This is a genomic window from Candidatus Pelagibacter sp. Uisw_121 (genome assembly GCF_047722545.1).
In the GTDB taxonomy this organism is placed as follows: domain Bacteria; phylum Pseudomonadota; class Alphaproteobacteria; order Pelagibacterales; family Pelagibacteraceae; genus Pelagibacter.
In genome coordinates, this window is record NZ_CP159816.1 from 639,152 (window position 1) to 653,494 (window position 14,343).

13 protein-coding genes, 1 tRNA gene and 2 pseudogenes are annotated in these 14,343 nt (G+C 30.1%); 6 read left to right on the top strand and 10 right to left on the bottom strand.

The window, feature by feature from the left end; translation table 11 throughout:
* From ABXT52_RS03400 to dapA, 8 genes and pseudogenes are all read right to left on the bottom strand, one after another.
* Nucleotides 1-720, bottom strand: coding sequence for a pyridoxine 5'-phosphate synthase (locus ABXT52_RS03400; protein WP_415272468.1), 720 nt, complete (start codon nucleotides 718-720; stop codon nucleotides 1-3).
* The gene (pyrE, locus tag ABXT52_RS03405; protein WP_415272469.1) at nucleotides 717-1,304 is read right to left on the bottom strand and encodes an orotate phosphoribosyltransferase; all 588 of its coding nucleotides are present in this window, start codon (nucleotides 1,302-1,304) and stop codon (nucleotides 717-719) included. Before pyrE ends, ABXT52_RS03400 begins: the two co-directional genes overlap by 4 nt.
* Nucleotides 1,261-3,019 (bottom strand): annotated as a pseudogene (locus ABXT52_RS03410) (bifunctional (p)ppGpp synthetase/guanosine-3',5'-bis(diphosphate) 3'-pyrophosphohydrolase). The gene pyrE and the pseudogene ABXT52_RS03410 overlap by 44 nt, the downstream one beginning before the upstream one ends.
* Before the next feature lie 19 nt (nucleotides 3,020-3,038).
* Nucleotides 3,039-3,176 carry a hypothetical protein gene (locus ABXT52_RS03415; RefSeq protein ID WP_415272470.1) on the bottom strand — a complete coding sequence of 46 codons (138 nt, stop codon included), beginning with the start codon at nucleotides 3,174-3,176 and terminating at the stop codon, nucleotides 3,039-3,041.
* A gap of 6 nt (nucleotides 3,177-3,182) precedes the next feature.
* Nucleotides 3,183-3,248, bottom strand: a pseudogene (locus tag ABXT52_RS03420) (2-amino-4-hydroxy-6-hydroxymethyldihydropteridine diphosphokinase); the annotation flags it as partial.
* A gap of 16 nt (nucleotides 3,249-3,264) precedes the next feature.
* Nucleotides 3,265-3,561, bottom strand: coding sequence for a 2-amino-4-hydroxy-6-hydroxymethyldihydropteridine diphosphokinase (gene folK, locus ABXT52_RS03425; protein WP_415272471.1), 297 nt, complete (start codon nucleotides 3,559-3,561; stop codon nucleotides 3,265-3,267).
* On the bottom strand, nucleotides 3,527-3,997 hold the full coding sequence (smpB, locus tag ABXT52_RS03430) for an SsrA-binding protein SmpB (RefSeq protein ID WP_020169462.1): 471 nt from the start codon (nucleotides 3,995-3,997) through the stop codon (nucleotides 3,527-3,529). Before smpB ends, folK begins: the two co-directional genes overlap by 35 nt.
* Entirely contained in the window at nucleotides 3,997-4,878 is an 882-nt protein-coding gene (dapA, locus tag ABXT52_RS03435; RefSeq protein WP_415272472.1) for a 4-hydroxy-tetrahydrodipicolinate synthase, read from the bottom strand. Before dapA ends, smpB begins: the two co-directional genes overlap by 1 nt.
* 41 nt (nucleotides 4,879-4,919) lie before the next feature.
* On the opposite strand from dapA, the gene ABXT52_RS03440 reads away from it, so the two are divergent.
* Nucleotides 4,920-7,130, top strand: coding sequence for a lytic transglycosylase domain-containing protein (locus tag ABXT52_RS03440; RefSeq protein ID WP_415272473.1), 2,211 nt, complete (start codon nucleotides 4,920-4,922; stop codon nucleotides 7,128-7,130).
* Between the two features lie 31 nt (nucleotides 7,131-7,161).
* Nucleotides 7,162-8,001 carry a DUF4422 domain-containing protein gene (locus tag ABXT52_RS03445; protein WP_415272474.1) on the top strand — a complete coding sequence of 280 codons (840 nt, stop codon included), beginning with the start codon at nucleotides 7,162-7,164 and terminating at the stop codon, nucleotides 7,999-8,001.
* Nucleotide 8,002: 1 nt separating this feature from the next.
* Here ABXT52_RS03445 and ABXT52_RS03450 read toward each other — a convergent pair whose 3' ends face one another.
* Complete coding sequence (locus ABXT52_RS03450; RefSeq protein WP_415272475.1) at nucleotides 8,003-9,052, bottom strand: NAD-dependent epimerase/dehydratase family protein; 1,050 nt, start codon at nucleotides 9,050-9,052, stop codon at nucleotides 8,003-8,005.
* Nucleotides 9,053-9,078: 26 nt separating this feature from the next.
* A tRNA-Ser gene (locus tag ABXT52_RS03455) sits at nucleotides 9,079-9,170 on the bottom strand.
* Nucleotides 9,171-9,238: 68 nt separating this feature from the next.
* Between ABXT52_RS03455 and ABXT52_RS03460 the strand changes: the two genes are divergently transcribed.
* Genes ABXT52_RS03460 through ABXT52_RS03475 form a run of 4 tightly spaced genes read left to right on the top strand, consistent with a single transcriptional unit; the run spans nucleotide 9,239 to nucleotide 14,336 of the window.
* On the top strand, nucleotides 9,239-10,492 hold the full coding sequence (locus ABXT52_RS03460) for a sarcosine oxidase subunit beta family protein (protein ID WP_415272476.1): 1,254 nt from the start codon (nucleotides 9,239-9,241) through the stop codon (nucleotides 10,490-10,492).
* On the top strand, nucleotides 10,492-10,767 hold the full coding sequence (locus tag ABXT52_RS03465) for a sarcosine oxidase subunit delta (RefSeq protein WP_415272477.1): 276 nt from the start codon (nucleotides 10,492-10,494) through the stop codon (nucleotides 10,765-10,767). The genes ABXT52_RS03460 and ABXT52_RS03465 overlap by 1 nt, the downstream gene beginning before the upstream one ends.
* Before the next feature lie 4 nt (nucleotides 10,768-10,771).
* Nucleotides 10,772-13,780: a sarcosine oxidase subunit alpha family protein gene (locus ABXT52_RS03470; RefSeq protein ID WP_415272478.1), complete on the top strand. Its 3,009-nt coding sequence runs from the start codon at nucleotides 10,772-10,774 to the stop codon at nucleotides 13,778-13,780.
* Nucleotides 13,773-14,336: a sarcosine oxidase subunit gamma gene (locus tag ABXT52_RS03475; protein ID WP_415272479.1), complete on the top strand. Its 564-nt coding sequence runs from the start codon at nucleotides 13,773-13,775 to the stop codon at nucleotides 14,334-14,336. Before ABXT52_RS03470 ends, ABXT52_RS03475 begins: the two co-directional genes overlap by 8 nt.
* Nucleotides 14,337-14,343 lie beyond the last annotated feature (7 nt).

A 14,343-nucleotide genomic window follows, 5' to 3' on the forward strand; every position in this document is an offset into this window, starting at 1 on the left:
CTATTTATTGGTTATTTTTTTGAATTCCTTAATAGTCTTTTTTAGACCATGAGTAAGTGACTCACCAATTATAAAATGACCAATATTAAATTCCGTAATTTCTTTAATTTTACTAAGTATAGCGGCAGTTTTATAATCAAGACCATGGCCAGCATGAACTTCCATTCCAAGTTTAACGCCAAACTCTGAACATTTTTTAATTTTTAAATATTCATTTTTATAATTTTTATTTTCTTTTACTAAATTAGAAATTTTTCCTGTATGCAACTCAACACAAGTAGCATTTAATTCTTTTGCAATTTTTATATCTTTTAACGCTGGGTCAACAAATAAACTTGTTCTAATATTATTCTTATTAAATAAGGATATTATTGTTTTTAATTTTTTTTTATTTTTAATTAAGTTTAATCCACCTTCCGTTGTCACTTCCTTTCTTTTTTCAGGAACTATACAAATAAAATTAGGTTTATTTTTTAATGCTATATTTATTATTTTATTGTTTAGTGAAATTTCTAAATTAGTGATTATTTTTTTATTTTTACAAATTTTAACAACATCAGCATCTTTTATATGTCTTCTGTCTTCTCTTAAATGAATAGTAACTGAATGTGCTCCACATTTAGTTACATGTTTAGCAATAGTAAATGGATCAGGGTGGAACGATCCTCTTGCATTTCTTACTGTAGCAACATGATCAATATTAACACCTAGTCTTGTCATTTAATAAATCTACTTCCAGGGACTGTAATTGGAGTATTTTTAAGACTTTCTGGAAGATTATTTTTCTTAAATGTTGGAACATCTATCTTCATATGTGAAATAATATTTTTTTTTATCTTTAATGAATTCTTGGTTGATCTATCGATAATTGATGCAAAACCAACAAGTTTTGCGCCTGGCTTTGTAATCAACTTAACACACTCTAAGCTCGATTTGCCTGTCGTTATAACGTCTTCGATTATCAAAACTTTTAATCCTTTTTTTATATGAAAGCCTCGTCTTAAAGTAAATTTACCATTAACTCTTTCACAAAATATTGTTTCTTTTTTTAAAATTTTGCCAATTTCATAACCGATGATAACACCTCCCATTGCAGGAGCTAAAATCAAATCTATAAATTTAAATTTTTTTTTAATTTTTTTTGCTAGTGAATTACAAATATCTTTAGATAAATATGGAAAGCTTAAAAGTTTAGCACACTGGATATACTTTGGTGAATGTAATCCTGACGAAAGAACAAAATGACCTTCTAAAAGTGCGTTAGTTTTTTTTAAAATATTTAAAGATTTTTTGTGTGAAAGCATTACGTTCCTTTAGCCAGTTATCCTCATGTCTAATGATTTTAAATTTTATTTCCTTTTGTTTTAACTCACTGATAAAATTTGTAAAGTTCTTCAAGTCTTTTATAATAAGATTGAATTTAAAATTAATATATTCTTTAGATTTTTCCCTCATTTCAACACTAGAGATGTTTAAACTATGGCTACCAAGTAAAGTTGTTATCTCTCCAAGCTTTCCTGGTTTATCAGGCAAAGAAATCCATAGTGTAGTGTTATATTTCTTAATTCTTTGAGCCTTCTCCTCTCCTTTTTTATACCAATATTTTCTGATTGCTGATCTTGCTTTTCCAGTTTTTGTAACAGGTATCCAGTGCAATGAAGGTGATTTATTTTTAGAGGTGATAATATCCACAACATCCCCATTATAAAGAATGCTCTGTAATTCACTATCGTTACCATTAATCTTACAGGCTATGGTACTATTACCTATTTTGGTATGTACAGCATATGCAAAATCAATCGGTGTTGCGTCCTTTGGTAATTTAATTACAGATCCTTTTGGAGTAAAACAGAAAACATTTTCCTGAAACATTTGAAGTTTGGTGTACTCATAAGAATGCTCTGGGTTTTCATTCTTATCAATAATTTCAACTAAATCGGCAAGCCAGTCATATTCTTTCCACGTTAATGAATTGAATTTTTCAGAAGATTTATATTTCCAATGTGATGCTATGCCTCTTTCTGCGTACTCATGCATTTGTAATGTTCTAAGTTGTATTTCAATTGGCCTTCTATTGGGTCCTATAATTGATGTATGCAATGATTGATATTTATTAATCTTAGGTGACGAAATATAATCTTTAAATTTTCCAGGTATACAATTCCACTCTTTGTGAAATATACCAAGAGCTTTATAGCAGTCTTCAATATTATTGAGTATTATTCTAAATCCAATAATATCTGAAATTTGTTCTAGTGATATTCTTTTTTTTTTGAACTTTTCTCCAAATAGAAAAAGGAGTTTTTTCTCTACCAATAATTTCAGCATTTATTTTGTGTTCATTTAATAATCCACTAAATTGTAATGAAATTGAGTTAAAGCTATTTACTTTATCATCTTTAATATCATCTAATCTTTTTTTAATAAGTTCTCTTGCATTATTATTTAGAACTTTAAAAGATAAATCCTCTAGCTCATCTCTGATTCTATGCATTCCCATTCTGTCTGCTAATGGTGCATAAATTTCCATAGTTTCTTTCGAAATACGTTCTTTTTTTTCAATTTTTGAAATTGCATCAATTGTTCTCATGTTGTGTAATCGATCAGCAATTTTAACAAGTAGAACTCTAATATCTTTTGAGGTTGCTAAAATTAATTTTCTAAAATTTTCTGCTTTTGATGTTGATGTAGCTTGATTTTCAAAAACTGATATTTTTGTTACACCATCAACTAAATCTGCAACCTCTTGTCCAAACTCATTCTTTATAGTTTCGTAAGTTGCGTGTGTATCTTCAATAGTATCATGAAGCAGTCCTGTTGCTATAGTTGCACTATCTAGCTTTAGTTCTGTTAATATATTAGCTACGGCAATTGGATGAATTGAGTATGGGTCACCAGAATAACGTTTTTGATTTTCATGTGCTTTAATAGCAAAATTATAAGCTTTATTTAATTTTTCAGGATTTAAAAACTTATTATAAACTTTAATTTTATTTATTAATTCTTCTGAATTAAGCATTTTTAACTATACCATCAATTTATATTTGTTTGATAGATCTTAAATCTTTAATTGGTAAAGAATTAATTAAATTAACTATAGTAATCTTAGATTCTGGATGTTTCCAACTTCTGTCTATTTCAAATAATGGCAACAAAACGAAATTTCTCTTAGTCATCTGAGGATGAGGAATTATTAGTTTATTAAGGTTTATATTTACGATTTTTTTATTGTAATCAATTATATCAATATCACAGGTTCGTGGATCATTTTTTTTTTGATCTAACCCTGCCTAATTTTAATTCAATAAAGTTACAAATCTTTAATAATTCTAACGGTTTTAAGATTGTCTCAATTTTTATAACAATATTTATAAAATTTGGCATTAAAGGGTTTGGCCAGGATTTTGATGAATAATGAGATGATACTTTTGTGATCTTAATCTTATTTTTTTCTAATTCAGACATAGCCATATGAATGTTGGTAATTTTGTTACCTAAATTTGATCCTATTGCTAAATATGATTGTTTAACTTGATTTTCTAATGTGTCTTGCTTTTTCACGATTCCAGTCTCTATTTTTTTTAGTAGCTCTTTTATCAAATTGTTTTTTACCCTTTGCTACTGCTATTTCTATTTTAGCTTTTCCTTTTTTAAAATACATCTTTGTTGGAACAAGAGTAAAGCCATCTCTCTGCATTTTACCGATTAATTTGTTAATTTCTTTTTTATTTAATAATAATTTTCGTTCATCAGTGGGGTTATGATTTGAATAACTGGCTTGTTTAAAAGCTGCAATATGAGAATTAATTAAAACTATTTCACCATCTTTCTCTACAGCGTAAGAGTCTGCAATATTAACCTTTCCATCTCTAATAGATTTAATTTCCGATCCTTTAAGAACTATCCCAGCTTCAATTAAATCTTCAAAAAAAAAGTTAAAACTTGCTTTTCTATTTAAGCAAATAATTTTTAAACCAGAATTGGCTTTCTTGTTCATTAGAGTAGATTTGCTGATGCTAAAGCTTTTTTAACAATATCCTTGGTTGGGTCTGTAACCTTGACTAAAGGTAATCTAACATCGTCGTCACAAAGTCCCAAAAGCTTTGCAGCATACTTAACGGGGCTTGGATTGCTTTCTATAAACATAGAGTTATGAATGGGTTGTAAAGTTTTATCCAGTCTGATCGCTTCAAGCTTGCTCTCATCATTTTCTTTTTTTGAGGCTTTCTGAAAATCAGAACATAATTTAGGAGCAATATTTGCTGTTACGCTTATAGATCCAACGCCACCTCTGTTATTAAATTCTAAAGCGTTATCATCATTGCCTGTCAGTTGAATAAAATCAGTTCCCATTTTATTTTTTTGCTGGTTTACTCTATCTAAATCACCAGTAGCATCTTTAACACCAGCAATATTTTTCAATTCAAATAATCTAGCCATTGTATCAACAGACATATCAATTACAGACCTTCCAGGAATATTATAAATTATAATTGGTATCCCACATTTATCATTTATTGCTTTATAGTGTTGATATAATCCTTCTTGCGTTGGTTTGTTATAATATGGAGTTACTATTAGCGCTGCATCCGCACCTGCTTTTTCTGCATGTGTTGTCAGAGAAATTGCTTCCTTAGTTGAATTAGATCCAGTACCAGCAATAACTACAGTTTTTCCGTTGCTTTCTTTAACGCATAAATCTATTACTTTTTGATGTTCATCGTGGCTTAATGTGGGCGATTCACCTGTTGTTCCAGCAGGTACCAAACCATTAGTACCATTTGATATTTGAAAATGAATAAGCTTAATATAAGCCTCTACATCGAGCTCATTATTCTTGAACGGGGTTATTAAAGCAACATTTGATCCTTTGAACATAAATACTTATAACATAGTTTAAAGATTCATTTAGTAAATTTATGCTTAGAAAGATATTTTTTATAAAATCACTATTATTAAGTTTGATAATATTGGGAAATGTATTTGCCGCTGAAATAACAATAATTCCCTTAAAAAAACCAGTTTTAGGTGAAGCAGCTCAAAGGGCGAAGATAACTCAAGGTATTCTTAAACCTAAGTCTAAACCATCCAAAGAAATAGATGAAACTAAAAATGTAATTGTTAAAAAAGATTTAAAAAAAATTAATTTTCTTATCCCAAAAAGTAAACCTTTAGTTGTCAAAAAAGCTAAATCAGTAGTCAAAACTCAGTCAAGATATTATAGTCAAAAAGATTATGGGATTGCAAAAAAATCAATTACAGCAATGGAAAAAAGTCAGTGGTCAGCAGCACTATCGCAGTCTAAAAAAGCTAAGGACAAATCAATATATAACTTTATTCAATGGAGACATTTACTAACTACAGGTAACCAAGCAAGTTTTTATGACTATTTAACATTTATAAAGAATAATGAAAACTACCCAAGAATAAGTAGAATTCAGTATTTAGCCGAACATAAACTTTCAACGGATAAGATCTCACCAAATAAGATCATAACTTGGTTTAATTTCGAGGAACCATTAAGTGGTTTTGGAAAACTAATACTTGGGGAAAGCTTAATATTAACAGGTGATATCACCAAAGGCACCTCTCTGATTAAAGATGGCTGGATAACTGCAGATCTAAATAGATCTAATATGAAATTTTTTAGAAAAAGATATAAAAAATATCTAAATGCAAATGATTATATTAATCGTGCAGATTATTTAGCTTGGGAAGGTAAATCTTGGGGTTTAAAGAGAATGTTAAGATATTTACCTAAAGACTATCAATTACTTTATACAGCTAGACAAATTTTAATGAGCAAGTCTTATGGTGTTGATAATGCAATCAAAAATGTTCCGACAAAACTTAAAAATGATGCTGGATTAAACTACGATCGGCTTAAATGGAGAAGAAAAAGAGGAAGGGTCGACAACTCATTGGAAATCATATTTAAAATTCCAAACAATAAAGATTATTTAATTAGGCCAGACAAATGGTGGAAAGAAAGAGCAATAATGACACGAGCTCTTATTTATAAGAAGAAATATGAGTCAGCTTATAAAGTTGCGAGCAAACATTCTTTAGACATTGGCCCAGAATATGCAGAGGCTGAATGGATGAGTGGTTGGATTGCACTAAGTTTTTTAAATGATCCTATTTTAGCAATAGATCATTTTAACAACTTTTATCAAAATGTGAGTTACCCAATTAGTTTATCTCGTGGTGCTTATTGGCTAGGAAGATCTTATGAAAAAATTGGCGATAAAGAACAATCTAAACAATGGTATGAAGAATCAACCAAATATTTATCAACATATTATGGTCAACTAGCATTTTTAAAAATTAAGCCCAATGAAACATTTGAGCTAGATGAACAAGCTATTGTGCATGACACTTATAGAAAATATTTTTATAAAAAAGAATTAGTAAAAATTGTTCATCTTTTAGATGAACTAAATAAAGATAAATATACAAAAAATATATTAAGACACTTGGCTAATGATAATATTAAAGATGGAAGTGAAATTCTAGCAGCCGAACTTGCAACAAATATATCAAGATATGATTTTGCAATACAAGTTTCAAAGATTGCATCTTACCAAAAAAGATTTCACAATGATTTTAACTATCCAGTAATAAGCACACCTCAATATGTTAATGGAAGAAAAATACCAGAAACTGCTTTTATTCTTTCTCTTATTCGACAAGAAAGTGAGTTTGATATGAGAGCAAACAGTCATGCTGGTGCTCAAGGATTAATGCAATTAATGCCTTACACGGCAAAATTAGTTGCTAAACAAGCTAAGCTCCCATATTCAAAATCAAGATTAACATCTGATCCTGAATATAATATTAATCTAGGATCACATTATATAGCTGGTTTAATTTTACAATATGATGGAGCTTATCCTTTTGCTACAGCTGCTTATAACGCTGGTCCAAAAAGAGTTAAATATTGGAAAAAGATAAATAAAGACCCTCAAAAAAAACAAGTTGATTTTGTCGATTGGGTTGAATTAATTAAATTTAAAGAGACTAGAAATTATGTTCAGCGCGTTATGGAAAACTATAATGTCTATAGATATATTTTAGAAAAAAAACCTATTAAAATGAAGAATTTTTTTAAAGATCAGCCTTTATTTTAATGGTTTCTAATATATTCTAAAAATATAAATAATGAAAATCTATTGCATAACTCATAAACCTATAGATGGAATTAAATCTCTCAATTTAATACCATTTGGTGTTGGTAAAGCAAAATTTCCCAATGACTACATAATTGAAAATAGTGGCGATAATATAGCTCATAAAAACTATAATTATTCAGAAACATCTTTTCATTATTGGTATTGGAAAAATATTTTGAACCAAAAAAAAAATAATGATTGGTTTGGAATGTGTCAATACAGAAGGTATTTTGTCAAAACTGAATATAAGGATTTAATCAAAAATCTAGCCGGTGAACAGGGTTACTATCCTTATATTAATAATTTTGTAGATTTAGAAAAAATGCTACAAAAAGAACCTTCATCAGAATGGAAAGGCTATGATGTAGTTCTTTGTGAGCCATGGAGTGTTGCTGTACGAAGTAAGATGAAGTTAGTCAAAAGAGGAATTAAATCAATAATTAATGACCCTTTGATACTTTTTGACAAGAGAAAACAGAATATTAAATTGCATTTTGAAATGTTTCACGGTTTTGACAACCTACGTAAAGCGATTAATGTGATGCCACAAAAAGATAAAGTGGATTTTGTAAATTATATTTCCAAAAATAACATGTTAAGTGGACATTGTATTTTTTTATCCAATAATACTAAGTTAATTGATAATTTTTACACAGACCTTTTCGAATGGCTTTTTAAATGTGAAGCGATCTTTGGGTTTGATTTAAAAGGCTATGATACTCAAAGAATATATTCTTTCCTAACAGAGAGATATACTCCTTTTTGGTTTAATAAATATGCAAAAGTTAAATATTGGCCTTGGGTTTATTGTGATATTACTAAATTTTAATCTATTGATGAGAATTAATTAATTCTTCAATTATACTCTTTGTATCAAATTTTTGTTTCCATTTGGGATAATCTCTTTTAAATTTACTGGTGTTGGATATATACCAAATATGATCTCCTATTCTGTTTTCCTTTATTATCTTTTTTTTAATTTTTATATTGGAAATTTTTTCAACTAACTCTAATGCCTCAATTATAGAGCAGTTTGAAAATCTTCCTCCGCCAATATTATAAACTTCTCCATATTTGGGTTTTTTGTAAAATTCCCAAAAACAATTAATCAAATCAAAACTATGGATATTGTCTCTTACCTGTTTCCCTTTGTAACCAATTAATGAATATTTTTTTTTAGATAAACTACTTTTTACTAAATATGATAAAAAGCCATGAAGTTTAGCACCCTTGTGATTTGGTCCCGTAATACATCCGCCTCTAAATGATACTGTTTTTAAACCAATATTTTTACCATATTCTTGAACTATTAAATCAGCATAAGTTTTTGACACTCCAAAAAAACTGTGTGTACAATTATCTATTGAAAATTTTTCATCAATACCTTTAAATAATTTATCATTATTTTTTAATTCCCATCTCTTATTAATTTCTATCAATTTAAGTTTATTTGGATTATCACCATACACCTTGTTTGTAGACATAAATATAAAGGGTGAAGAAGAACAGTATTTTTTTGTTAATTCAAGCATATTTAGAGTTCCTGCAGCATTTATATTGAAATCTAAATTAGGAAAATTTTTTCCGTAATCATGTGAAGGTTGGGCAGCACAATGAATTACTAAGGCAATATTTTTTTTATATTTTCTAAATATTTTTTCTAAACCCTGGTAATTTCTAACATCTGTGTGGTAATTAGAAAAATTTTTATTATTCTTTAAAAGGTCTTTTTTTATGTTTATTGTTGATCCAACACTTCCAAAAAAAAAATTTCTTAAGTTGTTGTCAATTCCAACAACATCAAATCCCTTTTTACAGAAAAAACCTACTGCCTCTGATCCAACCAAACCTGAGGATCCTGTTATTATTACAACTGACATAAGTTTTTACTCCAATTAATATTTTTTGGCGGAAGAGGAGGGATTCGAACCCTCGGTACAAGTTTCCCCGCACGGTCATTTAGCAAACGACTGGTTTCAGCCTCTCACCCACTCTTCCACTGCGACATTGATATAACCGATTGTATTGAATATTCAATATTTATAAAGTAATTCTTAAATAATATTATGAAAAATAAATATTCAATATTCTCATTAGTTAAAAATGCATTTTCCTATCATGAAAATTGGCAAAAAGCCTGGAAAGATCCCACTATAAAAAAAGAATACGATGCAGTTATTATTGGTGGTGGTGGGCATGGATTGGCAACTGCTTACTATTTAGCAAAGAAGCATAATATGACAAATATTGCTGTAGTGGAAAAGGGATGGATTGGTGGTGGTAATACCGGAAGAAATACTACGATTATACGATCAAATTATTTATGGGATGCTAGTGCTGGCCTTTATGATCATGCATTAAAATTGTGGGAAGGTTTATCTCAAGAAATAAATTACAATGTAATGTTTAGTCAAAGAGGTGTGATGAATCTTGCACATAACTTACAGGACGTTAGAGATTTAAAAAGACGAACACATGCTAATAGATTAAATGGCATAGATGCAGTTTACTTAAGCACAGAAGAAGTTAAAAAATTTTGTCCTATCATTAATACCTCACAAGATATTCGATATCCCGTACTAGGTGGAACTTTACAAAGAAGAGCTGGTACTGCAAGGCATGATGCTGTTGCTTGGGGGTATGCTAGAGGTGCGGATGAAATGGGAGTAGACATAATTCAAAATTGTGAAGTTAAAGGAATTAAAAGAAACGGTGATGAAGTAGAAGGCATTGAAACAACAAAAGGTTTTATAAAAACTAAAAAAGTTGGGGTAGTTGCTGCTGGTCATTCAAGTGTATTAGCAAACATGGCAGGCTTAAGGTTACCATTAGAAAGTAAACCTCTTCAAGCTCTAGTTTCAGAACCTGTTAAACCTATTATTGATACAGTCGTAATGTCTAACGCTGTTCATGCTTATGTTAGTCAGTCTGACAAAGGTGAACTTGTAATAGGTGCTGGAACTGACGATTATGTTTCATATTCACAAAAAGGTAGTCATGATATAGTGGAGGGAACATTAAATGCAATCTTAGAACTTTATCCAATTTTTAGTAGAATGCGTATGCTTCGACAATGGGGTGGAATTGTAGATATTTGCCCAGATGCTAGTCCCATTATTAGTAAAACGACAGTAAAAGGTTTGTACTTTAATTGTGGTTGGGGAACTGGTGGGTTTAAAGCAACACCTGGATCCGGTGATTTATTCGCTCATACAATAGCAAATGATGAACCACATAAATTAAATGCATCATTTAATTTAAATAGATTTATTAGTGGAGACCTAGTTGATGAACATGGTGCAGCGGCGGTAGCTCATTAATGTTTTTAATTACTTGTCCTTTTTGTGGTGAACGTGAACAAAGCGAATTTAAAGCTGGTGGCGAAGCTCACATTGAAAGACCTAAACAACCGACAGAATTAAGTGATGATGAATGGGCAGAATACTTATTTATGAGAAAAAATATTAAAGGTATTCAATTTGAAAGGTGGAACCATGCTCATGGTTGTAGAAAATGGTTTAACATGGTTAGGGATACTTCTAATGATAAAATCCAAGCCGTATATAAAATGGGTGAAAAACCTCCTGGAAAATAATTTAATGCTGAAAAATTTAAGAGTTACAAATAGTAAATATATTGACGAAACCTCTAAAGTTTCTTTTAAGTTTAATGGAAAATCTTATCTTGGACACAAAGGTGATACTCTTGCTTCAGCTTTACTTGCAAATGATATTCATTTAGTTGGGCGAAGTTTTAAATATCATAGACCACGTGGAATAATGACTTCAGGGTCTGAAGAGCCTAATGCAATTGTCCAAGTTAATAACAACACAGCACTAACAGAGCCTAATGTTAGAGCAACTGAACTTGAGATCTATCATGGGCTTGAAGCAAATAGCCAAAACTGTTGGCCTAGTGTTGACTTTGATATTGGAGGTATAAATAATTTCTTATCCCCTCTTCTACCTGCTGGTTTTTATTATAAAACTTTTATGTGGCCTGCTAACTTTTGGGAAAAGTATGAATATGTTATAAGACATTCTGCAGGACTTGGAAAATCTCCAACAGAGCCTGACCCTGACATATATGATCATAAATATATTCATTGTGATGTTTTGGTAATTGGGGCTGGTATTAGTGGAATTATGGCTGCAAAAACTGCAGCAAAAAGTAATCTTAAAACATTATTACTTGATGAAAAAAATGAAATTGGAGGATCTACAATTTTCCAAAAATCAGAGCATGTAAAAATAAATGATCAAAATTCTTCTACATGGTTAGAAAATGAAATTAATGAATTAAGAAGTATTGAAAACCTAGAAATTAAAACAAGAACTAGTGTTGCTGCTTATCATGGTTACAACTATTTATTGGCGAGAGAAAACTTAACCGATCATCTTCCTAAAAATGAAAAAAATAAAAAAATAAGACAAAGGTTATTAAAAATTAGAGCTAAAAAAGTTATTGTTGCTACTGGCTCTTTAGAAAGACCTCTAGTATTTAATAATAACGATAGACCTGGCATCATGCTTTCATCTGCAGTTAAAAGATATGCAGATTATTATGGTGTTGCAACAGGTCAAAATAATATATTTTTTACTAATAATGATACTGCTTACGAAAGTGCAATATCCTTAAATAAAAAAGGTATTAAGGTTGAGGCAATAGTAGATATTAGAGAAAAATCTAACACTGCATTTACTAAAGAAGCTGAGGAATTAGGGATTAAAGTTTATAGATCACACACAGTTGTAAATACAGAGGGTTATAAAAAAATTAATAAGATTACGATAATGAAATTATCAAAAGATGGGCAGTCTTTTGCAAGTTCAGAAAAAATAGAACTTGATTGTGATTGTTTAGCAATTACTGGTGGATGGACACCTGCTGTTCATTTATTTACTCAGTCAGGTGGTAAATTAAAATTTAGAGAAAAAGATCAAGTATTTATTCCTAATATATACCCATCAGATCAAATTAGCATTGGTTCATGTAATGGTGATTTTGAATTAGATGACGTTATAAAAAATTCTACAAAATCTCTAAAAATATTCTTAAATATAAAAGAAACTGAATTTGATAATTTAGAAATAAATTGCCCTAAAGATAATGAGATTAGAAATATTTGGTTACTTCCATCAGATAAAGTTTTAGGAAAAACAAAACCTTTCGTTGATTATCAAAATGATGCAACTGCAAAAGATATTAAGCTTGCACTAAAAGAGGGCTTTAGATCAATTGAGCATGTAAAAAGATACACCACAACTGGAATGGGTACTGATCAAGGTAAGCTTGGTAATATGCATGCTCTTGGTATTATTGCAGAAACAGCTGGTGTTAAGATGGGTGAGCTTGGAACTACGACGTTTAGACCCCCTTACACTCCTTTAACATTTGGAACAATTGTTGGACGAAATGTCGGTGAATATTTTGATACATTTAGAAGAACTCCAATGAATAACTGGCATATAGAAAATAAAGCTGAATTTGAAAATGTAGGTCAGTGGAAAAGAGCTTGGTACTATCCAAAAGATAATGAAACTATGCATGATGCGGTTCAAAGAGAAAGTAAGGCTGCAAGAAATAGTGCTGGTATATTAGATGCTTCAACGCTTGGTAAAATTGACATTCAGGGAACTGATGCTTCAGAATTTTTAAATAGAGTTTATACAAATGCTTGGTCAAAACTAGCCATAGGAAAATGTCGTTATGGTTTAATGCTTAATGAAGATGGTATGGTTTACGATGATGGGGTCACAACTAGACTTGATGAAAACCATTATATTATGACAACAACAACTGGTGGTGCAGCAAACGTATTAGGAAAACTAGAAGATTACCTTCAAACAGAATGGCCTGAACTAGATGTTTATTTGTCATCAGTAACAGATCATTATGCAACAGCTAGTATCTGTGGTCCAAATAGTAAAAAAATTCTCAATAAATTAATACCTGATCTTGATCTTTCAGATGAAAGCTTTCCACACATGTCTTTTAAGAATTCAAAGATTAATAATATTAAATGTAGAATTATGCGTATTAGTTTTACAGGTGAACATAGTTATGAAATCAATATTCAAGCAAACTATGGTGAAGACTTATGGAAGAGGTGCATGGAAGCAGGTGAAGAGTTCAATATAACTCCTTATGGTACCGAGACAATGCACTTATTAAGAGCTGAAAAAGGATTTATAATTGTTGGCCAAGATACTGATGGAACAATGACACCTATAGATTTACAGATGGATTGGATTGTTAGTAAAAAGAAATATGACTTTATTGGTAAAAGATCTCTTTATAGATCTGACACCATGAAAGAAGATAGAAAACAATTAGTAGGTCTTATAACAGATAATCCAAATGAAGTTTTAGAAGAAGGAGCTCAGATAGTTGCTAACACTAGTTTAAAACCAGTTGAAATGTTAGGTCATGTAACATCAAGTTACTATAGCCCTAATTTAAATAAATCTATTGCACTAGCTGTAGTTAGAGGTGGAAAAAATATGTTAGGTCAAAAACTATTTATTCCTATGGAAGATAAAAACATTAATGTTACCATTGTTGATCCTGTTTTTTTTGATAAAGAAAATGTGAGGTTAAATGCTTAATTACAAAACTTCTATTAAGGGAGACGTAACTTATTCTGATTTAGAGATTAAAGAAATTAAACCTATTATGAAATTAATCATAAGAGGCAAAACAAAAGATTTTATTAAAGCTATTGGTAAAAATCTTAATATGGTTCTACCAACAGAGGCAAATACGTCTACATCTGCTGAGAAATTAACTGCATTTTGGTTAAGTCCTGATGAATGGATGTTGATATCAAATGAAACTGTGAGTGAGGATAATAATACCTATCAAGTTGAAGACGAATTAATAAAAAATATATCTAAAGCTAAATTGGGCGCTGTAACTGATGTTAGTGACCAATTTGTAATGTTGAATATAAAAGGTAGTAAGGTTTTTGATTTATTTGCTACTGGATCTCCTTTTAACTTTAATGAATTTAAAAATAAGAAAGGCTCAGTTGTTCAAACAATACTGTCGCATATTGATGTAATTATTCATCTTATGGAGATAAATGAGGTTAATTTGCTTGTTAGACGCTCTTTTTCCCAGCATTTACACTCTTGGATGAGTGATAGTGCGTCAAGGTTATAGCCTTATA